The following is a 20,664-nucleotide window of genomic DNA, read 5'->3' as shown; positions in this document are numbered from 1 at the left end:
TCCGCCGCAGCATCTCGACAAGAGCAGGCGCGGCGCAGTTGCGAACGCCCCGCACCTGCCCCGCCTCCGGAACTCCGGCGACGCGCCCGGTGTCAGGCCGGCGCGTCGCCGGTGCGGCCGGGGTTCCCCGCGGCCGCACGGATCTCGCGCAGCAGGGCCTCGCTGCGGCTCACGAGATGGGGCAGGCCGAGCCGCCGGTGGGCGTCCAGCCCGGCCTCCGCGTGTGCCAGGGCGGCCGGGACGTCGCCGACCCGGTGCAGGAGCCGGGCGACCACGTCGTGGAGCGGGCCCCAGGCGACGCAGCCGGTACCCATGATCACCAGCTCGTGGGCGATGGGCCGCAGCTCCGCGAGCATGGCGTGCGGGTCGGGACGGCCGAGCCGCGCGGCGACCAGACCCCACTGCCAGACGACGAACTGCCACGTCCAGTCCTGCGGTGCCACGGTTCCCCAGCGGTCGATCAGCCGGTGGGCCAGGTCGCGGTCCCCCGCCTCGATCGCCGCGAGCACGGCTGTGGGGCGCGCGACCAGGTTGGACTCGTCGGCCGCGGTGTCGACGAGCTCGGCGAGGAGTTCGCCGCCCCGGCCCTGACCCCATTCCACGAAGAACGAGTGGATCCGCTTCAGGACGTCCGGCCCCCAGAGGCTGGTGCGGCGGTAGCTCCCGGTGCCGAGGTCCGCGAGGCGCTTCGCCTCCGCCCAGTCGCCCTCCAGCACCGCCCGTCCGGCCGCGGCGTACGCGACCTGGGTCTCGATCTCCGGCATCCGCACTTCTGCGGTGAGCCGCAGGCAGCGGGCCAGCTCCGCGTCGTAGTCGGCGAGCAGGCCCGCCCTCATGAACCTGGGCATGCGGTGCAGGCGGGCGACGATCTCGGTGGCCCGGGGCAGGCCGGGGAGGCCCAGCATCTCCTCGGCCGCCCGGTAGCGCTCCTCCTCGTGCTCGGGAGTCCAGGCCGCGATGACGAAGTTGTTCAGCGTGCGGGCCAGCAGCAGGGGGTCGCCGGTGCGCCGGGCCAGCTCCACGGCCTCCAGGGCGTGGCGGCGGCCCTCCTCGTACAGCTCGACGCCGAGCGTGCCGAGCAGCTCCGCGCGGGTGCGCACGGCGTCCGGGCCGAGCCGGGAGAGCTGGTCCTCCAGCACGGTCACCATGCGGTGGTCCACCACGCCGTACGAGCGCCAGTTCCACAAGGTGACGCCGCCGAAGACGGTGGCCGCCTCGATGACGGCGGCGTCGTCGCCGATTCCGGTCGCGAGCGTCACGGCCTCGTCCAGCGCGCTCCGCGCCCCCTCCACGTCGCCGGTCACCCGCCGGGCCTTGCCGAGGCCGATCAGCAGGGCGCAGCGGGTGGCCGCGGGCCCGGCGGCGCAGGCGTCGAGGGCCTGCTCCCAGTAGAGGACGGCCTCGTCGTAGGCGAGCCGGGCCGTCGCCTGCCCGGCCGCCTCCATCGCGTACGAGACGGCCTTGTCCGCGTAGCCGACCCGGGCGGCCAGCCCGAAGTGGTGGGCCAGCGCGGGCAGGCGCGACCCCGCCTCACCCCACCGCAGGGTCTCGATGGCCTCGCCCACCCGGCCGTGGAGCTGGGCCCGCTGCCTGCGGCTGAGCCCGGAATACAGCGCCTCCTGCACCAGTGCGTGCGAGAAGCGGTAGTCCCAGCCGCCGTCGACCTCGACCAGCAGCCCGATGGCGACGGCCGGTTCGAGCAGCATCATCACCCGGGCGCCGCCGGCTCCGGTGGCGGTCTCCAGCACGTCGGCGTCCACGTCCCTGCCGATCACGGCGGCCGCCCGCAGCAGGGTCTGGGAGTCCTCCGGCAGCCGCGACACCCGCTGGTTGATCACGTCGCGCACGCCGTCGGGCACCGCCAGGGCGAGCACGTCCGCCACGCTCACCCGGCCGTCGGGATGGGTGCTGGTCAGCAGGCGCAGCAGCTCGCCCAGGAAGAACGGGTTGCCGCCGGTCCTGTCGTGCAGCGCCGAGGCGAACTCCGGCCAGGCCCATCCCGTTTCGCGCAGGTAGTCGGCGATCTGCTCAGGAGTCAGCGGTGTGACGGCCAGCCGTTCGGTGCCGCGCTGGCGGGTCAGCTCGCCGAGTGCCTCGGTCAGCGCCTGCCTGTCCACCGCAGGCTCGGGCCGTACGGTGGCGAGCACCAGCAGCGGCACGCGGTGCAGGTCGGCGCCGAGGAAGGTGAGCAGCTTCAGCGAGGCGGCGTCGGCCCAGTGCAGGTCCTCCATCACGACCAGCACCGGGGCGGTGGAGGCCCGCCGCATGAGCGCCCGCGCCACGCTGTCGTGCAGCAGGAACCGGGCGGTGTCGGGGTCGGCCGTGTCGGTCGTGTCCGTACGGTCGCCGTCCGAGAGGCGGTGGGCGAGCCTGGCGAGGTCGCCGCCCGCCTCCCCGGCCTCGCCGGTCGCCGGAGCCCTGTCCGTCGCCCGAGCCTGGGCCGTTTCCCGTGCCTGGTCCGCGCCCAGGGCGTTGAGCGCCTGGATCCAGGGCCAGAACGCGGGGGCGCCGCTGCCCTCGACGCACCTGCTCCAGGCCACCGCGGCCCCGCGCTCGGCGGCCATGCTCGCGGCGGCCTCGGCGAGGCGGGTCTTGCCGATGCCGGACTCCCCGCTCACCAGGAACACCCCGCCCACGCCCCGGCGCAGGTCGTCGAGCCGCTCGGCGATCCGGCGCAGGTGCGGCTCCCGCCCCACCAGTCCCGGCACGGCCGTGTCCCCGGCGTTCCCGTTCCCGGCCTTCCCGTCCGCCGGGCCGCCCTCGGTGCTCTCCCCCGTGTCCGTCCTCGGGCCCGGCTCCGGCGGCTCGGCGACCACGGGAGCCCACACCCCCGCCAGGGACTCGTCCTGGACGAGGATGGCCTGCTCCAGCCGCCGCAGTTCGGGACTCGGGTCGAGGCCCAGTTCGTCGCCGAGCAGCGTGCGGCACCGCTGGTAGGCGGCCAGCGCCTCGGCCTGCCTGCGCTCCCGGTAGAGGGCCCGCATGAGCAGCGCCCACAGGCCCTCGCGGTAGGGGTCCTGTTCGAGCAGGCGCTCGACCTCGACCGTCACCTCGGCCGCCCGCCCGAGCGCGAGCCGCGCCTCGGCGCGTACGGTCAGCGCGTGCAGGCGGGTCTCGCCCAGGCGGGCGATGGTGGAGCGGGCGAACGGCTCGTCGGCCAGGTCGACCAGCGGCTCGCCCCGCCACAGCGCCAGCGCCGGGCCCAGGATCCGCTCGGCCTCCTCGGGACGGCCTCCGGCCAGAGCGGCGTGCGCGGCCTCGGCCGCCCGGCCGAACCGCTCGGCGTCGACCTGGTCCGGCTCGATGTCCAGCAGGTAGCCGGGCTCCCGCGTACGCAGGACTCGGGCGGGGGAGCGCGGGCTGCGCCCGGGTTCGAGCGTCCTGCGCAGATGCGAGATGTACGCCTGGAGCGTTCCCGTGGCGCTGGAGGGCGGCTCGTCCCGCCACAGCCGGTCGATGAGCTGGTCGAGCGGCACGACGTGAGGCGCGTTCAGCAACAGCAGTGCCAGCACGGCCCGCTGCTTGCGCGGCCCGAGATCGAGGATCGTCCCCGTGCCGTCGGCGACCTCCAGCGTGCCGAGGAGGCGGAAGTCCAGAGCGGGGCCCTGGCGGCCGTCCAGGCCCGGGCGCGGCGCCGGTAATCGCGCGCCGTCGATGCTCGTGCGCATCACAACTCCCGAAAGAGCCAGGCGGCCCAGGGCCGGATTTCTGGCTCATCATACCCGTATGTCCGCTCGTTCTCGGAGAGAGGCCGCGGTCGGTTCCGTCCCTGAAACCCGCGTTCTCCAGCAGGTTGCGCAGGGCGTCGTCCCCCGGCCCGGGGAGGAACCACACGGCCCGTACGCCGTCCGCTCGCAACTCCATCAGCAGGTCGTCGAGCAGGCGGCGGCCCAGCCCACGGCCGTGGTGCGGCACGGCCACGGCGAGCGTGTGCAGCAGGGCCCACCGCGGGACGTGCCGGGGCGCCCCGGTCTCCAGCAGCGCGGCGGCGAGCGGGGCGGCGGCGACCGGCCGGGCGAGGTCGGTCAGCACGTAGAGGCGGCACCGGGCGGCCGGAGTCTCGCGCAGGACGCGTTCCAGAGCCGGGCCGATGATCCGGGCTCCCGGCGCGCCCGTGTGCGCCGGCACCTCGCGCAGCAGCAGGGTGCCGGACGGCGCGGCGTACCGCGGCCGGCGCTTGTTCGACGGCGACGACATCGCCCCAGCGTGTGCAGGCTGCCTTGGACACTCCTAGTACGTCTCTAGGAACCCTTTCAAACGTCCCCCCGAATCCCGGCCCGGCAGGCCCAAGAGAACACCAAGACCCGGCTGCGACAACTGTCCCCGTCACAGACGACGACATCAGAAGGACGGACATGCACAGCACCATCGAAGACGCGCTGCGGGGACAGGTCGCCGGCCGGGTCCTGGCTCCGGGACAGGACGGGTTCGAGGAGGAGGCCGCCGGGTTCAACCTCGCCGTGCGCCACCGGCCCGCCGTGATCGTCGCGGCGCGGGACGCCGGCGACGTGGCCGCGGCCGTACGGCTCGCCGCCGCGCACGGGCTGCCCGTGGCCGTGCAGTCGACCGGCCACGGCGCCGTGCAGGCGGCCGACGGCGCGGTCCTGATCAGCACCCGCGCGATGCGTGAGGTCGTGGTGGACCCCTCCGCCCGCACCGCCACGATCGCGGCCGGCTGCACGTGGGGCGAGGTCATCGCCGCCGCGGCGCCGTACGGCCTGGCTCCGCTGTGCGGCTCGGCGACCGGCGTCGGCGTGGTCGGCTTCACGCTCGGCGGCGGCATCGGCCCGATCGCGCGGACCTTCGGGTTCGCGGCCGACCACGTGCGGGAGCTCACCGTCGTCACCGGGGACGGCGTGGTCCGCACCGCCGACGCGGTCCGCGAGCCCGACCTGTTCTGGGCGCTGCGCGGCGGCAAGGCCGGCTTCGGCGTCGTCACCTCGATCACCGTGGACCTGCTGCCGCTCACCGGACTGTACGGCGGCGGCCTGTTCTACGCGGCCGAGGACGCCGGGCGGGTCCTGCACGCCTACCGGAGCTGGACCGGCACGCTGCCGGAGACCACCACCACCTCGGTCGCGCTGCTGCGCCTGCCCCCGCTGCCCGAGCTGCCGCCCCAGCTCAGCGGCAGGTTCGTCGTGCACCTGCGGGTCGCCCACGTGGGGGAGGGGCAGGAGGCCGAGGCACTGCTGACCCCCATACGGGCCGTGGCCGAGCCGGTGCTCGACGCCGTGGGGCCCCTGCCGTACGCGGCGATCGACTCCATCCACCAGGACCCGACCCAGCCCATGCCGGTCGCGGAGCGGGGCGCGCTGCTGCGCGAGCTGACCGCGGAGACCGTGGAGGCGCTGCTCGCGGTCGCCGGTCCGGCCGCGCCGGTTCCGCTTGCCGTGGTCGAGCTCCGCCAGCTCGGCGGCGCGCTCGCCCGCCGGCCCAAGGAGCCGAACGCCCGTCGGGCGGGCGCGACGCCGCCTTCACGCTGCTGGCCATCGGCGCGCCGGTGCCCGAGCTGATGGACACGGCCGTCCCCGCCGCCGTACGGGCCGTGATCGAGGCCGCCGCGCCCTGGTCGACCGGCGGCGCGCAGATCAACTTCCAGGGCGGCGCCCTGGCCCCCGAGCAGATCTCCCGGGCCTGGCCGGAGGAGACGCTGCGGCGGCTGGCGAAGCTGCGCGAGGTCTACGACCCGGCGAACCTGTTCCGCTTCGGCCACGTCGTCCCCCGCCAGGGCTGAGCATGGCCGTATGACCCATGTTCGTGTGCCCGGTGTTCGTGTGCCCGGTGTTCGTGTGCTCGGCGTCGACGCCTGCAGGGCGGGCTGGATCGGGGTGGTCCCGCCCGCCGGCCCCGGGGACGGGGGTGCGGCCCGCGCCTACTTCGCGCCTCGCGTCGCGGACCTGGTCGCCCTGGCGGACGCGGACGGCGAGGTCGCCGTCGTGGCGGTGGACATGCCGATCGGCCTGCCCGACGGCCTCCCCGACGCTCACCCCGGCGGCCCTCCTGGCCGGGGCCGCCGCCGGGCCGACGTGCTGGCGCGCGCGGAGCTCGGCCCCCGGTGGCGGTCGGTGTTCATGACCCCGGCGCGCGCCGCGCTGGAGGCGGACGACTACGCCTCGGCCGTGGCCGTCAACCGCCGCCTGACCGGCGAGGGCGTCTCCCGCCAGGCGTTCGGGCTCAAGGAGAAGCTGCTGGAGGTCGAGCGCTGGGTGCGGGAGGCGGGCAGGCGGGTCGTCGAGATCCACCCCGAGCTGAGCTTCGCCCGGCTCGCCGGGGCGCCCCTGCCGCACCCGAAGACGACGTGGGCGGGGGCCGAGCGGCGGCGTGAACTGCTGGCGGCGGCCGGCGTCGTGCTCGCGGGCGACCTCGGCCGGGCGGGGGCGGCGGCGGGGGTGGACGACGTGCTCGACGCGGGCGCCGCCGCCTGGACGGCCCTGCGGGTGGCGTCCGGGGAGGCCCGGCCCCTGCCCGATCCTCCCGAGGTCTTCTCCGACGGCATCCCCTGTGCCATCTGGGCCTGACGGCCGTGCCATCCGAGCCCGCACGACCTGGCCGTACGCCGCGTCCCCCGGGGGCGCCGCGTACGGCCGGGGAGACCTCAGGCGAGGTGCTCGGCGAGCCGGTCGAAGAACTGGAGCCAGCCCGCCTTCGCGGCCTCGGCGTGCGCCTCGTCGGTGTTGTAGCCCTCCTGGGTGAACCTCATCTCGGTACGGTTCCCGAGGTCGGTGAGCGTGAGGGTCGCGACCGAGGCCACGGCGCCCTCCTGGTTGTCCGGGTCGCCGGTGGTGAACACCAGCCGCTCGGGCGCCGCGATCTCCCGGTAGACCCCGCCGAGGGGGGCCTTCGCGCCCTCCGGCGACACGAGGCACGCGCTCCACTCCCCGCCGGGACGCAGGTCCATGGTGATCAGCGAGACCGGGGTGGTGAAGCCGTGCGGGCCGAACCACTGGCTGAAGCGCTCCGGCTCGGTCCACGCCTCGAAGACGGTCTCGCGGGGAGCGTCCAGGACGCGGGTGATGGTGTATTCGAGGTCGGGGGTGTTCGTCATCGTCATGCCCTTCGTGGTCAGGAGTTCGGACGCGCGTTCTCGTCGGAGGGAGGGTCAGGGGAAGAGCTGGGAGAGCCAGGACCGCCAGGCGGCCTCGACCTGCTCCTGGTCGGCGTCCTCCGCGAAGACGTGGTGTCCGAGGACCACCACGTTGCCCCGCTTCGGGCCGGAGTGGATGAACCGGTAGAGCCCGTCGGCGGTCCGCACGCCGAGGCAGGTCGGGAAGCCGGTGTAGTCGACCACCCCGTCCTCCGGCGCCAGCCCGTCCACCGTGAGCCGTACGGTGTCGCCAACGCGGACGGTGCCCGCAAGGCCCAGCGCGTCCTTGATCGCCGCCCAGGCCGGCTCGTTCTCGGCCGCCTGGGGGCGTACGGCGGACACGACGGTGGCCGGGCGTCCCCGGAAGTAGGTGAGGTACTGCGCGAGCTTGTGCAGGTACATGTCCCAGTCGGCGCGCATCGCCTCGAACTCGGTCTCCCAGTCGTCGCCGAGGAAGCCGTGCTGCACCAGGCGCAGGACCGTGCTGCCGTGGTCGCGTCCCTCGATGAGGTACTCCATCGCCATGAACGTGCCGTCGGGGTTGCCGTCGCCGCGGTACGCGAACCGCTTGCCGGGCTCGTACGCGGTCACGGTGGTGCCCTCGCTGCTGCCGAACATGGTGAACCGGCCGCGGCGCCCTCGACGGGCTCGATCTCGGTGCGCCCCATGAACCAGGAGTCCACCCCCGGGCCGGTGGCGATCGCCTCCCAGACCTGCTCGGGGGTCGCGTCCAGCTCGATTTCCTTGTGCAGTTCGAACTCGTGGGGCACGTCTTCAGCGCTCCTCTGGGTCGGCCGTCCGGGGGACGGCGGGATGGACGGCGACGACCAGGCGGTGCTCGCGCCCGCCTTCGGCTGAATCGTCGTGGTATTTGCTCACGAGCGCGGCCACGGCGGCCGACAACTCCTCGGCGAACGCGGCTCGGTCGGCGGCCGAGGCGAAGCGCACCCGGCCGTCGATGGCGAACGTCGCGAGCTTCTTGCGTGCCTGCGACGCTCCGACGATCAGCGCGCCCACGTCGCGTACGAGCTGGGCGGCGAGCGCGAGCAGCCACCGCGCCGACAGCCGGTCGGGTGCGCGTGAGGGATCGGGCGCGACCGACGCCAGCGCGGCGGGAGAGATCACGAACGCCGCCGCCGTCGCCCGCATGACCCGCTCGTTGACGTTACCCTTGCGGCGTTCCTCGACCAGCTCCACGAGGCCGTGCCGCTCCAGGGTCTTGAGGTGGTAGTTCACCTTCTGCCTCGGCAGCCCAACCTTGGCCGCCAGCATGGTCGCCGAGTTGGGCTCCGTCAGCTCGGCGAGCAACCGCGCCCGCATCGGATCCAGGGAGGCCTCCGCGGCCGCCGGATCCTCGATCACCGCCACGTCTTCCATGCCTCAACTATGGCCTCCGACAAACAAAATTGTCAAGGCAACGAGAGATGTCGGTTGGGGTCGACGGCCAAGTGCCAAGTCGGCCTTATCCACTCATTACTCCTATAACGTTGTGCGACTGATCTGTCACGCGATGTAATCACATCGGCGATGGGCCGGACCTACTGGCTCCGAAGGAGTGAATATGACGTTCACAGCTATGAATCCCGCGACCATGGCGACCACGCTGGGGTACGGCGCTCAGCACCAGATCTCGCCCCTGCAGCAGCTCGGTCAGCAGATCCCGGGGCTGCAGCAGCAGCTGTCGCCGCTGGCGATGATCCAGCAGGAGGAGCACATCCTCCCGCAGGAGCACCTGGTGAGCCCGGTGACCTTCTGGACCAAGGTCGCGCGGTACAGCGTGCGTTACGGCGCTCCCGCGGCCCGCCAGATGCTGGAGGGCGTGCTCTACCAGCACCAGGTCCGCGAGCAGATCCAGCAGCAGGTTCAGCAGCAGGTGCTTCCGCCGCAGGTTCTGCAGGCCCTGCAGGCCATCCAGGCCCAGGCCCAGCAGATCCCGCAGATTTACGGCCAGCCGTACGCCACCCAGGCGTACGCGCAGCACCCCGGCCAGCAGGCCCTCCAGTTCGGCGTCCCCTCGATCCACGGGGCGTACGGGCAGCAGGTCCCGCTGACCATGCAGCCGCTGTCGCAGGTCTACGGCCAGGCCTACGGCCAGCCGTACGGCCAGCTGCACCAGCAGGCCGCTCAGCAGGTCCCGGTGCCGGCCGGTGCCGCACTCTGATCGGAGGAACACCGTGGAGTCGATGGGTCCCGGGATGGGTCCGGTGACGCCCCCGGCCGTGGGAGCCGCGACGGGGCATCCGGCGCCGGTCGCGCCGCTGCAGGCGCACTGCGCCATGACGCTCCAGCGGCTGTACGGCTGGCTGCAGGCGTCACTCCCGCAGGCGCCCCAGGTCGCGGGGATCATCCCGCTGCTGGTGCAGGCGGTACAGCTGTACCGGGCCGGGCGGTACGACGCGTGCCTGGCGCAGATCCAGTTCGCGCTCGGCGCCGTCACCCCCGGACGGCCCACGGTTCCACTGCTGTGACGTGATCACCTCGGTGGCCCGGACCGGCCGGCGGCCGGTCCGGGCCCCCGCCGTCCCGAGACCGGCGAAATGTGATGACAGAGCCTGAACTGCCGGCCGCGCCGTACGAGGCGCGGCCGGCCACGCCAGCCTGAGCTGGGGAGAGTCGGAGACGTTTGTGACCAGTAACGACAAGCCCAAGGACGGAAGCGAGGAGCCGCGCCCGGCGTCCCCGCGGGGGCGGCAGGCGTCCCGCCAGGCGCCGCAGCCGGTGGAGCCCCGGCCGCGGCGCTACATGGTGGCCGCGCTGCCCCAGCCGCATCCGGCGGCGCCGGGAGCAGCCGTGCCGGCTCTCGACGGCGACACGGTGCGCAGGCTGCTGGAGGACGACCCCGAGGTGCGCGTGCTGCGCCGCCTGCGGGGGACGGCGGGGAACCCGGGGGCTCAGGCACCCGGGTTCCCCGCTGTGGTCGTGGCGGAGATGACCGCCGAGCACGTCGAGGCGCTGCGACGGCAGTATCCGCAGCTCTACTTCGAGCGCGACCGGCTGCTCACCTACAGCGACGTGCCCCAGCCGCCGCGCAGGCGGCGGCCCGCCCCGGCGGTGGTCCCGCCGGGCGTGGAGAGCACGTTCGCCTTCCTGGTCAGGGACGCGGACGGCACGCCGCTGCCCGGCGCGAGCGTCCTGGTGACCGGACACGGCTGGCCCGCCCAGACGTCCACCGGGGCCGACGGCCGCGCGGTGGTCACGATGGTGGGGGAGACGCCCGAGTCGATCACCGGGGTGACGGTCCGGCCGCGCTCCGGCTACTGGAGCGTCCACATCGACCGCCCCGCCCTGTCCACGACCCGCGACAATCTGATCGAGCCGATGCGCCTGTCGGAGACCTTCAGCGGTTTCCCCGGCAAGCAGGTCTTCGGCTGGGGCCAGCAGGCGATGAACCTCGACCGCCTGCCGCCCACGCTGCGCGGCGCGGGCGTCAGGATCGCCATCATCGACTCCGGGGCCGACGTACGGCACCCCGACCTGCGTGACCGCGTCCGCGCCGGCGTCGACCTCGTCGGCGGCGAGCCGGACGGCTGGTCCGTCGACGCCGCCTACCACGGCTCGCACTGCGCGGCGGTCGTCTCGGGCGCGACGACGGCGGCGGCGTCGTCGGCTTCGCGGTCGAGGCCGAGGTGCACGCCTGCAAGATCTTCCCGGGCGGGCGGTTCAGCGACCTCATCGAGGCGCTGGACTACTGCATCGAGCAGCGGATCGACGTGGTCAACCTGAGCCTGGCGAGCAGGCACCACTCCCCGCTCGTGGCCGCGAAGATCGAGCAGGCGCGCGAGGCGGGGGTGGCGTGCGTGGTGGCCGCAGGCAACGACGGGGGACCGGTGGGCTTCCCCGGCATCCTGCCCGGCGTGCTGACCGTCGCGGCCGTCGGCAAGGCCGACGCGTTCCCGCCCGGCACCGCCCACGAGGCCGAGATCCGCGGGCCGATGACGGGCGACGGCTACTTCTCGCCGCGCTTCACCTGTCACGGTCCGGAGATCGACGTGTGCGCGCCGGGCGTGGCCGTGCTGTCGGCCGTGCCCCCGGACGGGTACGCCGCACTGGACGGCACCTCCATGGCCGCGCCGCACGTCGCCGGCCTCGCGGCCCTGGTGCTCGCCCACCACGGCGACTTCCGGGGCCCCTACAGCGGGCGGGACGCGCGGCGGGTCGATCACCTCTTCCACATCATCAGGTCGAGTTGCGTCCCGCTGAACCTCGGCGACCTCCACCGCACCGGCGCGGGGATGCCGAACGCGCTGCGCGCTCTCGCACCGGCACTCGCGCAGATCACGCCGGAGCCGGTCGAGGCGGACACACTGCTCGGGGAGCTCACCGCCGAGATGACCGGCGCGGGACTGCTCGTGTCGGCGGCCTGGGGGCCGGGCGGCGACTGCGGACATGCGGGCCAGGGCGGACAGACGGGCCCCGGGGCACAGTCCGGAATGCCGCCGCAGGCGGCGTACGGTGCGAGCACGACGGCCAACGGGCCGGTGCCCGGCGGTCTCGTCACCGGCGGCGGCGCGGGCGCGCCACCGGGAGCGGCGGTGTCCCGGCGGCCGACCAGGGCAGGGCGCCCGGCGGCGCGGGGACGACGGGGCAAGCGCGGGGAACGGCCGGCCGCCCGGCCGTACGGCACCGGCACCGGCCCGGCGCGGGCCGCACCCGGAGGCCCGGCCGGTGACGTCCCGTCAGGTCCCGTACGGCGAACGGCACACCGGCGGGCGGGACCGGCCCGGCCGGAGGCGAGCAGGCGGCCATGGCCTGGCTGACGGAGGAGATGCGAGCCGCGGGGCTCCTCGGCGAGGGCCCGGCCGACCCGGTGGAATGAGGACCCGGTCGAATGAGGCCCGGTCGAATGAGGACCCGTTGGAATGAGGCCCGGTGGAATGAGGCTGGGAGCGCGGACTCCCGGGGGCTCGGGCGGAGCCCCCGGGCGCCGGCTCCGCTACCGGGCCCGTCCCCGGCGCTCCGGCCTCCGGCACGCACAGGCCGCCGCCGGCATCGCCGGAGCGCGGGTCACGGTCTCAGTACGACTCGTAGGCGGGGCCGGCGAGCTGGGCCACGTCCTCCGCGCCGTCCCCGATGAGCTTCGCCCCCAGGTCGGCGAGGGCTCTTCCGGCCGCCAGTTCGTCGCCGATGTCGGGCACGGGCCGGTCGGCCGGGTTGCGGCGGGCTCGGCCGACGCTCTCGTGGCGTCGTCCCGTGGGCGTGTAGAGCACGGCGGTCGCGGTGGTGACGTCGTCGTTGTCGTCCTCGTTCACGAAGATCTCGACGGTCCAGCGCTTCGATTCCATGTCGGACCACCTCCAGGACTCCAGCATCCCTCTCGGCCGCGCGGCCCCGGCACCGGCCCCGGGCCGAGGACCTACGACCCTGGAGGGCCGCGGCCTCCGGTGGTCACATGGAGGAGGTTCGGGAAGGCCCGGTGAGCAAGACGCAGATCAGGAAGGAGCGTCCATGTCCGGCCCGATCATCGTCGGCACCGACGGTTCGCCCGCCGCGACGGCCGCCGTGCGGTGGGCCGCGGACGACGCGGCCCGCCGCGGCTGCCCGTTGCGCTTCGTCTCCGTCGTCGACCACTGGGCGTACGGCATCCCGAAGTTCCCCGTCGCGGGCGGCGACCCGCTCACCGCGCACGCAGAGCGGGCGCTGTCCGCCGCGGAGGCCGTGGCGCGCGAGCGGCAGCCGGACGTGAGGATCAGTACGGAGATCATCGAGGGCATCCCCTCCCGCGTGCTGCGGGACAAGGCCAAGGAGGCCGTCGAGATCGTGCTCGGCAGCAGGGGACTCGGCGGCTTCGCCGGCATCGTCATCGGGTCGGTCAGCATCCACGTCGCCGGTCACGCCCCCTGCCCGGTCGTCGTCGTACGGCCCGGCTGGAGCGGCGAGAGGGGGGAGATCGCGGTGGGCGTGGACGACTCGCCCGAATGCGAGCCCGCCCTGGAGTACGCCTTCGAGCAGGCCAGGGCGCACGGCGACGCGCTGCGGGCCGTGCACGCCTGGCACCTGCCCGCCCATCCGCTCGCGCCCGAGATCACCTACGACGTGGAGGAGGTGCGCGAGGCCCGGCAGCGCGTCACGCGGGAGAAGCTGGCGGACCCGCGGAGGCGGTATCCCGAGGTGCCGGTGCGCGAGGAGATCGCCTACGGACACCCGGTCGACGCGCTCGTCCAGGCGTCACGCGGGGCCGGCCTGCTCGTGGTCGGCTCCCACGGCAGAGGCGTGGTGGGCTCGGCGATGCTCGGCTCGGTCAGCCGGGGAGTGCTGCACCACGCCGAGTGCCCGGTCGCCGTCGTACGGTCCCCGTCGGCGCCCTGACTGAGTCGGCCGAGCGACAGTCGCCGGACGAGGGAGGACGTCGAGCGGGCCGCCGACGCGGCTCGGGCCCGTCCGCGCGGTGCGGACGGCCGGCGTGGGCCGCTTCAGCTCTGCTGCTGCCCGGCTCCCGGCTTCTCGATCGGGATTCGCCTGCGCTCCTCCCGCTCCTCGGCGAGCCGCACGCTCACCTCGAGGATTCCCTTGTCGTAGGTGGCCTTCACGTCGTTCTCGTCCACGTTCGGCGGCAGCACGACCGACCGGGTGAAGGCTCCGTACCGGAACTCGGTGCGGTGCGCCTGCCGCTCCTCGTGGCGCCGCTCCGCGTGGATGGTCAGCACGCCGTTCGACACGCTGATCTCCACGTCCTTGTCCGGGTCGATTCCGGGCAGTTCGGCGCGCAGCACGTACCGGTCGTCCTTCACGTAGTCCTCAAGCCGCATCTGCTGCCCGGCCATCGGCCGGAGCGCGGCCATCGGCGCCTCCAGCAGGTCGAACAGGTCGGGAACGAGACCCCTGGACTCCCGTCGCATCGGAACGCCCATGCCTGTCACCTCCGTCCGGCAGAACTCATCATGGAAGAAATACCCGGCAGAAATCGGACAAATCGCCATCGCTCGGCCACTGCCGGGCCCGTGACGCAGAATGTGATCATGCCGCCAGAACGGATCTATCACGCCACCGGCCCCGGCCCGATCACTCCGGACGGGTGCGCGGTCGACTACTACGCGACGCTCACGCCCAACGGCGAACCCGAGATCGTCCACGCCGCGATACCGGAGGGCGCGGCGATCCTCGAGCTCGCGCCGGGGTGGGCCGGATCACCCACGCCCTCCTCGCGCTCGGCCACGAGGTGGTCGCGGTGGACGAGTCGCCCGAGATGCTCGCCCACATCCACGGAGCGGAGACGGTTCTGTCCCGCATCCAGGACCTGTCCCTGCCGAGGGTGTTCGACGTGGTCCTGCTGATGTCGTACGTGATCGACACCGCCGACGACGACCTGTGCCGCGCGTTCCTGCGGACCTGCCGCCGCCACGTCGCCCCGGGCGGGCGCGTGATCCTGCAGCGTCAGCCGCCCGAGTGGTACGACACGGTGGGGCCGTCGGAGACGCGCCGCGACGGACGGGTGATCCGGATGACGGACGTGAGCAGGCCGGAGCCGGATCTGCTCGCCGCGACGATGGAGTACGTCCTGGGGGACCGGCGATGGACCCACACGTTCGTCAGCAGGCGCCGCACGGACGACCGGTTCGAGGCACTGCTGCGCGAGGCCGGGCTCACGATGGAGGGCTTTCTCGGCGGCGACCGGGGATGGGTGCGAGCGGCGCCGGCCTGACGTGGCCGGCCCATGGCGAAGGGAGTGGACGATGAGGTTCGTACGCGAAGGCGAGATCAAGGCCACCCGGCCGGGACCGGACAGGTTCACCGACGGCGTGTGGGAGGCGGAGGCGCTGAAGGCGGTGGAGCCGGACGGCCTGCGCGCCCAGCGCTTCTCCTACGACCCGCGGGCCCGCTCCGGCTGGCACACCCACGACGGGGAGCAGGCGCTGTACGTGCTGTCGGGGCGCGGGGTGGTGACGCGCTGGGGCGAGACCAGGGGCACGCTCATCGGGCCGGGCGACTGGGTCCACGTGCAGCCGGGCGAGAAGCACTGGCACGGCGCCGTCGACGACGACACGCTGGTGCACATCGCCGTAACGGCGAGCGGCAGGACGCACTGGCACGGGCCGGTGACCGACGAGGAGTACCGCGCGGGACTGGGCTGAGCGGCGCCCGGACGCCCGGTGCCCGTCGTTCACCGGCGGCCGGCGCTATCGGACGGGCACCCGCAGTTCCCGGAAGCCGGCGATCCCGACGTTCAGCGTGGCGGAATCCTCGGGAAGCGCGAACAGGCCCCAGAACTCCCTCACCTGGCCCGGCCTGAACTTCTCCGTGCTCGAGCGCACTCCGGACAAGCCGCTGCAAGCGCAGTAGGAGTCGATGCCGCCGCCGTCGGCCGGCACCTGGAGGCGGCCGGGCAGGTATCGGCGCCCGGCCTTGACGTCGGTCAGCGTGACATTCGTGGCGGCCGCGCCGGGAGCGGCTGAGGCGGCGGTCTCCGCCGCGGCGTCGGCGGGGATGCGGGAGGCTGCCCGGAGCTCGGTAGCGCGGCGTCCTGCGCTCCTCCACAGGCCGACACCATCAGCAGCGCCAAGAGGTGTAAAGCAGTCCTGTAACGCATCTGATGGATATTGGATCACCGGCCGAGGACGTGTGAAGGCGGCCGGACGTGTTTCGGCGGGCGCCGGCCGGTGAGAACGGCCAAGATGAACGCGCGATTCGACTATCCGGAGCCGCCCGACCCGGCCTTCCTCTTCGATCTCGACGGCACTTTGATCGACAGCGTCTACCAGCACGTCATCGCCTGGCGCGCCGCCCTCCGCGGGGTCGGCATCGACCTGTCGGTGTGGCGCATCCACCGCAGGATCGGCATGAGCGGCGGCCTGCTCGTCAACGCGCTGCTGCGGGAGACCGGCGTCTCCCTGAGCGACGAGCAGATCGAGGACCTGCAGCAGGCGCACGCCGAGGCGTATCTGGAGCAGATCGACTCGGTGCGCCCGCTGCCGGGCGCGACCGAGCTGCTGAAGCGGCTGTCCGACAACGACATCCGCTGGGCGATCGCGACCAGCAGCCGGGCCGACACCGCCCGGCACGCGCTGGACATGCTCGGACTGCCGCCCGGCGTGCCGCTCGTCCACCGCGACCAGGTGCGCCGGGCCAAACCCGACCCGGACCTGTTCCTCGCGGGCGCGGCGCTGCTGGACGTCGAGCCGAGGTTCACCATGGTCGTCGGCGACAGCGTCTGGGACCTGCTGGCCGCGCGGCGCGCGGGCGCCCTGGGCGTCGGGCTGCTGTCCGGCGGTTACGGCAGGGACGAGCTGGAGCGCACCGGCGCCTTCCGCGTGTACGCCGACCCCGCCGACCTGCTGACGCGGCTCGACGAGGTCGGCGTGCGGATCCGCTCCTGACGGCTCAGCCGGGACAAGGTCTGGGCGGCATGACGCGGCTCAGCCGGTGACGATGACGAGGTCGGCCCGGGAGCGCACGTCGTGGCGGGCGTAGTAGCGCTGCTCCTGCTCGGCCCAGCGCCGCCAGTGGGGCGCGTACAGCTCGCCGTCGCGGGCGAGTGCCCGCGCCCTGCGGACCTCCTCGCCGGCCTCCAGCCACACCAGCCCGCTGAGGTACGGCCCCGCCTCGCGGGCGCCGCAGCCCACGCCCTCGATCACGACGGCGTCCGTCTCGGGCACCTCGTGCCATTCGGCGTACCGGCCCCGCGTCCAGTCGTAGCGCCGCCAGCGTGCCCGGCCCCCGCGGCCCAGGGGACGCAGCACCCATTCCAGCAGGGCGTCCACCCCTGCCTGCAGGCCGTCCCAGCCGTCGTACAGGTCGTCCATGCGGACGACCGGCGCGGTGAGCGCCGCGGCCACGGCGGCGGCCAGTGTCGACTTTCCCGCGCCCGAGCGTCCCTCGACGGCCAGCACGCGGGTGCCGGCCGCGCGGGCGGGCCGCGTACGCAGCCAGCGTGCGACGGCGGCGGCATCGGGGGTCACGCGGGCCGAGCCTAACGGAGCACGGCGCGCCGGTCCCGTCACCCCTGGTGGGGGCTGACTCCCGCTATGGACAGGCCGAGCAGCCGCTGTGCGTCGGCGGCGGGGTCCGGGTGGTGTTCCGTGGCCAGGGCGATGCCGGTGATCAGGGCGAGCAGGTCGCCGATGGTCACGCCCGGCGCCAGCGCGCCGTCGTCCGCGGCGCGGCGCACCAGCGGGCCGCCCGCCTCGGTGAGCTGCGCCGAGCAGCAGTGCTCGTGCGCCACGTCGGGGTCGTCCGCCCGGTCCCGGGTCAGCGCGGTGGCCAGCCCCCGGATGGTCGCGGCGTCCGCGAGGACGGCGCTCAGCCATTCCAGCAGCGCGGCCCGGGTGTCGGCCCTGCCGGTCAGGTCCCGGGCGTGGGCGCACAGGGTCTCGACCCGTTCACGGAAGACCGCCTCAAGCAGCGCGTGGCGGCTGGGAAAGTGCCGGCGCAGGGTGGCGGATCCGACTCCCGCGGTGCGGGCGATCTGCTCCATGGACGCGTCGGGGCCGTCCACGGCGATCGCCTCCTTGGCCACGGCGAGCAGGCGCGCGTAGTTGCGCCGGGCGTCCGCGCGCTGGAGGGGCATGGCGTCACCTCATGGTTGCTAAGTGGCGGGGTCCGCCGTATCTTACCGAAGCATAAACGGCGGGGCCCGCCGTTTTGTCGACGCACACCACAGGAGGGGCCTCATGCCCACCGATTCCGCACCCGTCCTGGTCTCCGGCGCCACCGGACGGCAGGGCGGCGCCACCGCCCGCGCCCTGCTCGCGAACGGCGTTCCCGTACGGGCGCTCGTCCGTGACCCCGCGACCGAGCGAGCGAGGGTGGTCGAAGCGCTCGGCGCCGAACTGGTCGTCGGCGACCTCGACGACCGCGACTCGCTGATCAGGGCCGCGCGAGGGGCCCGGGCCGTCTTCTCGGTGCAGATGCCCCAGCCGAAGGGAGACACCCTCGACTTCGAAGGCGAGCTGACCCAGGCCGTCAACCTGATCGAAGGCGCCCTGGCCGCGGGCGTGCCGCAGTTCGTGCACACGTCCGTCTCCGGCGCGGGTCAGCACACCGAGGCCCCCGGCTGGGCCGAAGGCCGCTGGGCGTCGCTCGAGCCCTACTACGCCGCCAAGGCCGGCATCCAGGACCGGGTGCGTGAGGCGGGCTTCACGCACTGGACGATCATCAAGCCGGGCTTCTTCATGGACAATTTCCTTCCGTCCCTGGCGTACCTGTTGCCCCGTGGTGTCGAGGGGGGCATCGTGACCGTGCTGAAGCCCGGCACCCGGCTCTCCCTCGTCGCGGTCGACGACATCGGCGCGGCGGCCGCCGCGGCCATCGCCGCGCCGGAGCGGTTCCACGGGGTCGAGCTGGAACTGGCCAGTGACCACCTGACGATGAGGGAGATCGCCGGGGTCCTCTCCCGGGCGCTGGGCACCGAGCTGACCGCGCCCGACATGACCATGGAGGAGGCGGTCGCCGCGGGAATGCCGGGAGCCGGCATCACTTCACACGAGTTCATCGACACGATCGGTCAGCCCGCCCGCCCCGAGTACGCGCGGGCCCTCGGCATCCCGCTCACGACCTTCGAGGAATGGGCGCTCGGACACATGCGGGCCGCGGCCTGACACTTCCCGGGAACGGCCGGGGGCGTGCACGGAGCGGCCCGGGGGACCGGCGGATCCCCCGGGCCGCTCGTGGAAGCCCTTGCCCGTCCGCTACACGCCGGCGCGGGTGGGGCGGCGGATGTCGCTGCTCTGCTCCTGCCACTCGGGGGTCTCCCGCCCCTTCTCCTCGGCCATCTCCTCCATGCGCAGGGCGATCCCTATCGCGAAGAAGGTCGGCGCCCACTCGCCGACGAACAACGCCCAGCGGTCGGCGCGTTCGATGCCGGCCGCCTCGTACTTGTTCGAGATGACCCACGAGGCGATCGACATTCCGATCGACCCCAAAGCGGCGCCGTACATCACGTTGGAGCGCAGTCCCATTTTGTGGAGTGTGCTGATCATGCGTGTCCCCCTTGCGGTGATTTGCCCCGATTCGGGGCGTACCCGGCCTGTCCTCCTGTAACCCGGCCGGTCCCACGACGTCGTGCGATACTCGCGACCGCGCATGAGGCGGGGGCGGCTGGGTAGCCGTCCAGCCGGACCAGGAGGGAAGTCATGGAAGTTCTGGGCATCGACATCGGCGGTTCCGGGATCAAGGGCGCCACGGTGGACACGGCCGCCGGCGTGCTCACCCGCGAGCGCCTGCGCATCCCGACGCCGCGGCCCGCCGCGCCGGGGGCCGTCGCCCAGGCCGTACGCGAGATCGCGGAGCACTTCTCCTGGACCGGCCCGATGGGCGTCACCTTCCCCGGAGTGGTCCTCGACGGGGTCGTCAGGACGGCGGCCAACGTGGACAAGTCGTGGATCGGAGTGAAGGGCGCCGACCTGTTCGGCGAGCAGGCGGTCGTGCTCAACGACGCGGACGCGGCCGGCGTCGCCGAGATGACCTTCGGCGCGGGCCGGGACCGGCACGGGGTCGTGCTCATGCTGACCTTCGGCACCGGCATCGGCAGCGCGCTCTTCGTAGACGGCGCGCTCGTGCCCAACACCGAGTTCGGCCACATCGAGATCCGCGGCAAGGAGGCCGAGCACCGCGCGTCCGACCGGGTGCGCGAGGAGGAGGACCTGAGCTGGGACAAGTGGGCCCGGCGCGTGGAGGAGTACCTCGGGCACATGCGCGACCTGCTGTCGCCCACCCTGATCGTCGTCGGCGGGGGCGTGAGCAAGAAGGCGGACAGGTTCCTGCCGTACGTCGACCTCGGGGACACCCCGGTGGTGCCCGCCGTGCTGCGGAACGAGGCCGGGATCATCGGCGCGGCGATGGCGGCCGCGGGGGCCGCGCGCATCCCCTGAGCGATAGATCTCCCTTATTCCTACCTGGACAGCGGGTAATATCGCTGTCATGATGATCCCATGAGTTCCTCGGGGAGGTTGACCCAGCGCCGGCACATCGACCTGCTGCGCGTCTGCGCCGCCGCCTGTTGACGACCGCGGTCACAACCGTCCGGTACGCCACGAGGCAAGGAGAGGGGCATGTCCCACCAGAACGTGATCGACTTTGTGGAGCGCAGGCGCGAGCAGGGCCATGAGCCCCCCCGACCTCGGGCAGGGGTCCGTGCTCGGGGTGCTCCCGGTGCCGGAGACCGGCGCCGTGCTGATGATCGTGGGCTACCTGGTGCCCGCCGGGACCGCGGCGGACGCGCCGGAGCCGCCGGTCCTGCGGGAGCGTGCGCCCGCGGCCCCGCCGCGCCGGGACGCCCCCGGCGAGGAGGAGGAACTGGTCCTGGACCGGGCCGCGCGGGTGGCCCGGGCCGGCGGCGAGGAGATCGAGCTGACCTTCCGGGAGTTCGAGCTGCTCGACTACCTCAGCTCGGCCCCCGGCCGGGTCTACAACCGCCGCCAGCTCATGGCCGCCGTCTGGGACCGGTACGACGACGAGGGCGGCCGTACGGTCGACGTGCACGTTCTCAGGCTGCGCCGCAAGCTGGGCCGGCACGCCGGCCGCATCGTGACCGTCCGCAACGTGGGGTACAAGTACCAGCCGCCGCGCCGCCGCTGACACGCCCTGACGGGGCCGCCGGAAAAACGGCTGGCAGATCGGCGGGGGGCGTTGCCTATCCTTGAGCATGG

At 73.7% G+C, this 20,664-nt stretch carries 23 protein-coding genes and 2 pseudogenes; 13 read left to right on the top strand and 12 right to left on the bottom strand.

The annotated features are described in order from the left end of the window. Window positions 1–92 precede the first annotated feature (92 nt). Both B1L11_RS05935 and B1L11_RS54555 read right to left on the bottom strand, forming a co-directional pair. Entirely contained in the window at window positions 93–3,668 is a 3,576-nt protein-coding gene (locus tag B1L11_RS05935) for a BTAD domain-containing putative transcriptional regulator (RefSeq protein ID WP_079313545.1), read from the bottom strand. A 115-nt stretch (window positions 3,669–3,783) separates the two neighbouring features. After that, window positions 3,784–4,197, bottom strand: a pseudogene (locus B1L11_RS54555) (GNAT family N-acetyltransferase); the annotation flags it as partial. Between the two features lie 158 nt (window positions 4,198–4,355). On the opposite strand from B1L11_RS54555, the gene B1L11_RS05925 reads away from it, so the two are divergent. From B1L11_RS05925 to B1L11_RS05920, 3 genes are read left to right on the top strand one after another with little or no spacing between them, the layout of a single operon-like run. Continuing rightward, a complete protein-coding gene (locus B1L11_RS05925) occupies window positions 4,356–5,513 on the top strand; it encodes an FAD-binding oxidoreductase (RefSeq protein ID WP_218670925.1) in 1,158 nt (385 codons plus the stop codon). Then, on the top strand, window positions 5,501–5,734 hold the full coding sequence (locus B1L11_RS47930; RefSeq protein ID WP_218670924.1) for a BBE domain-containing protein: 234 nt from the start codon (window positions 5,501–5,503) through the stop codon (window positions 5,732–5,734). The genes B1L11_RS05925 and B1L11_RS47930 overlap by 13 nt, the downstream gene beginning before the upstream one ends. Before the next feature lie 10 nt (window positions 5,735–5,744). Then, a complete protein-coding gene (locus B1L11_RS05920; protein ID WP_079313544.1) occupies window positions 5,745–6,518 on the top strand; it encodes a DUF429 domain-containing protein in 774 nt (257 codons plus the stop codon). A 77-nt stretch (window positions 6,519–6,595) separates the two neighbouring features. Here B1L11_RS05920 and B1L11_RS05915 read toward each other — a convergent pair whose 3' ends face one another. The 4 genes from B1L11_RS05915 to B1L11_RS05905 are packed head-to-tail and all read right to left on the bottom strand — an operon-like array spanning window position 6,596 to window position 8,461. After that, complete coding sequence (locus B1L11_RS05915) at window positions 6,596–7,051, bottom strand: SRPBCC domain-containing protein (RefSeq protein ID WP_143737010.1); 456 nt, start codon at window positions 7,049–7,051, stop codon at window positions 6,596–6,598. 48 nt (window positions 7,052–7,099) lie between these two features. Continuing rightward, the gene (locus B1L11_RS05910; protein ID WP_143737008.1) at window positions 7,100–7,702 is read right to left on the bottom strand and encodes an SRPBCC domain-containing protein; all 603 of its coding nucleotides are present in this window, start codon (window positions 7,700–7,702) and stop codon (window positions 7,100–7,102) included. Next, window positions 7,672–7,854, bottom strand: coding sequence for an SRPBCC domain-containing protein (locus B1L11_RS44880; RefSeq protein ID WP_143737006.1), 183 nt, complete (start codon window positions 7,852–7,854; stop codon window positions 7,672–7,674). The genes B1L11_RS05910 and B1L11_RS44880 overlap by 31 nt, the downstream gene beginning before the upstream one ends. Window positions 7,855–7,858: 4 nt before the next feature. Next, complete coding sequence (locus tag B1L11_RS05905) at window positions 7,859–8,461, bottom strand: helix-turn-helix domain-containing protein (RefSeq protein ID WP_179154995.1); 603 nt, start codon at window positions 8,459–8,461, stop codon at window positions 7,859–7,861. Window positions 8,462–8,645: 184 nt separating this feature from the next. Here B1L11_RS05905 and B1L11_RS05900 point away from each other — a divergent pair, with 184 nt between their 5' ends. The 3 genes and pseudogenes from B1L11_RS05900 to B1L11_RS54550 all read left to right on the top strand — a co-directional run bounded on the left by B1L11_RS05900 (window position 8,646) and on the right by B1L11_RS54550 (window position 11,841). Then, the gene (locus B1L11_RS05900; RefSeq protein WP_079313543.1) at window positions 8,646–9,245 is read left to right on the top strand and encodes a hypothetical protein; all 600 of its coding nucleotides are present in this window, start codon (window positions 8,646–8,648) and stop codon (window positions 9,243–9,245) included. A gap of 22 nt (window positions 9,246–9,267) precedes the next feature. Beyond that, the gene (locus B1L11_RS05895) at window positions 9,268–9,552 is read left to right on the top strand and encodes a hypothetical protein (RefSeq protein WP_143737004.1); all 285 of its coding nucleotides are present in this window, start codon (window positions 9,268–9,270) and stop codon (window positions 9,550–9,552) included. Window positions 9,553–9,826: 274 nt separating this feature from the next. Further along, a pseudogene (locus tag B1L11_RS54550) lies at window positions 9,827–11,841 on the top strand (S8 family serine peptidase). 255 nt (window positions 11,842–12,096) lie between these two features. Here the strand turns inward: B1L11_RS54550 and B1L11_RS05885 are convergent. Beyond that, window positions 12,097–12,366, bottom strand: coding sequence for a DUF1876 domain-containing protein (locus tag B1L11_RS05885; RefSeq protein WP_079313609.1), 270 nt, complete (start codon window positions 12,364–12,366; stop codon window positions 12,097–12,099). A gap of 163 nt (window positions 12,367–12,529) precedes the next feature. Between B1L11_RS05885 and B1L11_RS05880 the strand changes: the two genes are divergently transcribed. Next, the gene (locus B1L11_RS05880; RefSeq protein ID WP_079313541.1) at window positions 12,530–13,390 is read left to right on the top strand and encodes a universal stress protein; all 861 of its coding nucleotides are present in this window, start codon (window positions 12,530–12,532) and stop codon (window positions 13,388–13,390) included. Between the two features lie 104 nt (window positions 13,391–13,494). On the opposite strand, the gene B1L11_RS05875 is transcribed toward B1L11_RS05880, so the two are convergent. Next, window positions 13,495–13,932, bottom strand: coding sequence for an Hsp20/alpha crystallin family protein (locus tag B1L11_RS05875; protein WP_079313540.1), 438 nt, complete (start codon window positions 13,930–13,932; stop codon window positions 13,495–13,497). A 266-nt stretch (window positions 13,933–14,198) separates the two neighbouring features. Here B1L11_RS05875 and B1L11_RS05870 point away from each other — a divergent pair, with 266 nt between their 5' ends. Beyond that, a complete protein-coding gene (locus tag B1L11_RS05870) occupies window positions 14,199–14,723 on the top strand; it encodes a bifunctional 2-polyprenyl-6-hydroxyphenol methylase/3-demethylubiquinol 3-O-methyltransferase UbiG (RefSeq protein WP_179154994.1) in 525 nt (174 codons plus the stop codon). Window positions 14,724–14,754: 31 nt separating this feature from the next. Beyond that, complete coding sequence (locus B1L11_RS05865; protein WP_079313538.1) at window positions 14,755–15,153, top strand: cupin domain-containing protein; 399 nt, start codon at window positions 14,755–14,757, stop codon at window positions 15,151–15,153. A gap of 45 nt (window positions 15,154–15,198) precedes the next feature. Here B1L11_RS05865 and B1L11_RS44865 read toward each other — a convergent pair whose 3' ends face one another. Further along, a complete protein-coding gene (locus B1L11_RS44865; RefSeq protein ID WP_143736999.1) occupies window positions 15,199–15,627 on the bottom strand; it encodes a hypothetical protein in 429 nt (142 codons plus the stop codon). A 66-nt stretch (window positions 15,628–15,693) separates the two neighbouring features. On the opposite strand from B1L11_RS44865, the gene B1L11_RS05855 reads away from it, so the two are divergent. Next, window positions 15,694–16,395, top strand: a complete 702-nt coding sequence (locus B1L11_RS05855; protein WP_079313536.1) for an HAD family phosphatase — start codon at window positions 15,694–15,696, stop codon at window positions 16,393–16,395. A gap of 39 nt (window positions 16,396–16,434) precedes the next feature. Here B1L11_RS05855 and B1L11_RS05850 read toward each other — a convergent pair whose 3' ends face one another. Together B1L11_RS05850 and B1L11_RS05845 are read right to left on the bottom strand one after the other, a co-directional pair. Continuing rightward, the gene (locus B1L11_RS05850) at window positions 16,435–16,977 is read right to left on the bottom strand and encodes a dephospho-CoA kinase (RefSeq protein WP_079313535.1); all 543 of its coding nucleotides are present in this window, start codon (window positions 16,975–16,977) and stop codon (window positions 16,435–16,437) included. A gap of 38 nt (window positions 16,978–17,015) precedes the next feature. After that, window positions 17,016–17,585 carry a TetR/AcrR family transcriptional regulator gene (locus B1L11_RS05845; protein ID WP_079313534.1) on the bottom strand — a complete coding sequence of 190 codons (570 nt, stop codon included), beginning with the start codon at window positions 17,583–17,585 and terminating at the stop codon, window positions 17,016–17,018. Between the two features lie 103 nt (window positions 17,586–17,688). Between B1L11_RS05845 and B1L11_RS05840 the strand changes: the two genes are divergently transcribed. Continuing rightward, complete coding sequence (locus B1L11_RS05840; RefSeq protein WP_079313533.1) at window positions 17,689–18,615, top strand: NmrA/HSCARG family protein; 927 nt, start codon at window positions 17,689–17,691, stop codon at window positions 18,613–18,615. 90 nt (window positions 18,616–18,705) lie between these two features. On the opposite strand, the gene B1L11_RS05835 is transcribed toward B1L11_RS05840, so the two are convergent. Then, window positions 18,706–18,996 carry a hypothetical protein gene (locus tag B1L11_RS05835; RefSeq protein ID WP_079313532.1) on the bottom strand — a complete coding sequence of 97 codons (291 nt, stop codon included), beginning with the start codon at window positions 18,994–18,996 and terminating at the stop codon, window positions 18,706–18,708. 153 nt (window positions 18,997–19,149) lie between these two features. On the opposite strand from B1L11_RS05835, the gene ppgK reads away from it, so the two are divergent. After that, a complete protein-coding gene (ppgK, locus tag B1L11_RS05830) occupies window positions 19,150–19,887 on the top strand; it encodes a polyphosphate--glucose phosphotransferase (RefSeq protein ID WP_079313531.1) in 738 nt (245 codons plus the stop codon). A 232-nt stretch (window positions 19,888–20,119) separates the two neighbouring features. Next, entirely contained in the window at window positions 20,120–20,593 is a 474-nt protein-coding gene (locus B1L11_RS53720) for a winged helix-turn-helix domain-containing protein (RefSeq protein WP_079313530.1), read from the top strand. The last annotated feature ends 71 nt before the right edge of the window (window positions 20,594–20,664 follow it).

The sequence above is a fragment of the Microbispora sp. GKU 823 genome, assembly GCF_002027145.1.
GTDB lineage: Bacteria > Actinomycetota > Actinomycetes > Streptosporangiales > Streptosporangiaceae > Microbispora > Microbispora siamensis.
Note: the sequence above shows the minus strand (reverse complement) of the source record. Positions and strands in the feature narration are given on the sequence as shown.

Excerpts from the sequence above, each read along its gene's own strand:
- B1L11_RS05935 (WP_079313545.1), bottom strand. The coding sequence starts at position 3,668 with ATGCGCACGAGCATCGACGGCGCGCGATTACCGGCGCCGCGCCCGGGC.
- B1L11_RS05925 (WP_218670925.1), top strand. The coding sequence starts at position 4,356 with ATGCACAGCACCATCGAAGACGCGCTGCGGGGACAGGTCGCCGGCCGG.
- B1L11_RS05920 (WP_079313544.1), top strand. The coding sequence starts at position 5,745 with ATGACCCATGTTCGTGTGCCCGGTGTTCGTGTGCCCGGTGTTCGTGTG.
- B1L11_RS05915 (WP_143737010.1), bottom strand. The coding sequence starts at position 7,051 with ATGACGATGACGAACACCCCCGACCTCGAATACACCATCACCCGCGTC.
- B1L11_RS05910 (WP_143737008.1), bottom strand. The coding sequence starts at position 7,702 with ATGTTCGGCAGCAGCGAGGGCACCACCGTGACCGCGTACGAGCCCGGC.
- B1L11_RS05905 (WP_179154995.1), bottom strand. The coding sequence starts at position 8,461 with ATGGAAGACGTGGCGGTGATCGAGGATCCGGCGGCCGCGGAGGCCTCC.
- B1L11_RS05900 (WP_079313543.1), top strand. The coding sequence starts at position 8,646 with ATGACGTTCACAGCTATGAATCCCGCGACCATGGCGACCACGCTGGGG.
- B1L11_RS05895 (WP_143737004.1), top strand. The coding sequence starts at position 9,268 with ATGGGTCCCGGGATGGGTCCGGTGACGCCCCCGGCCGTGGGAGCCGCG.
- B1L11_RS05885 (WP_079313609.1), bottom strand. The coding sequence starts at position 12,366 with ATGGAATCGAAGCGCTGGACCGTCGAGATCTTCGTGAACGAGGACGAC.
- B1L11_RS05880 (WP_079313541.1), top strand. The coding sequence starts at position 12,530 with ATGTCCGGCCCGATCATCGTCGGCACCGACGGTTCGCCCGCCGCGACG.
- B1L11_RS05875 (WP_079313540.1), bottom strand. The coding sequence starts at position 13,932 with ATGGGCGTTCCGATGCGACGGGAGTCCAGGGGTCTCGTTCCCGACCTG.
- B1L11_RS05865 (WP_079313538.1), top strand. The coding sequence starts at position 14,755 with ATGAGGTTCGTACGCGAAGGCGAGATCAAGGCCACCCGGCCGGGACCG.
- B1L11_RS05855 (WP_079313536.1), top strand. The coding sequence starts at position 15,694 with ATGAACGCGCGATTCGACTATCCGGAGCCGCCCGACCCGGCCTTCCTC.
- B1L11_RS05845 (WP_079313534.1), bottom strand. The coding sequence starts at position 17,585 with ATGCCCCTCCAGCGCGCGGACGCCCGGCGCAACTACGCGCGCCTGCTC.
- B1L11_RS05840 (WP_079313533.1), top strand. The coding sequence starts at position 17,689 with ATGCCCACCGATTCCGCACCCGTCCTGGTCTCCGGCGCCACCGGACGG.
- B1L11_RS05835 (WP_079313532.1), bottom strand. The coding sequence starts at position 18,996 with ATGATCAGCACACTCCACAAAATGGGACTGCGCTCCAACGTGATGTAC.
- ppgK (WP_079313531.1), top strand. The coding sequence starts at position 19,150 with ATGGAAGTTCTGGGCATCGACATCGGCGGTTCCGGGATCAAGGGCGCC.
- B1L11_RS53720 (WP_079313530.1), top strand. The coding sequence starts at position 20,120 with ATGAGCCCCCCCGACCTCGGGCAGGGGTCCGTGCTCGGGGTGCTCCCG.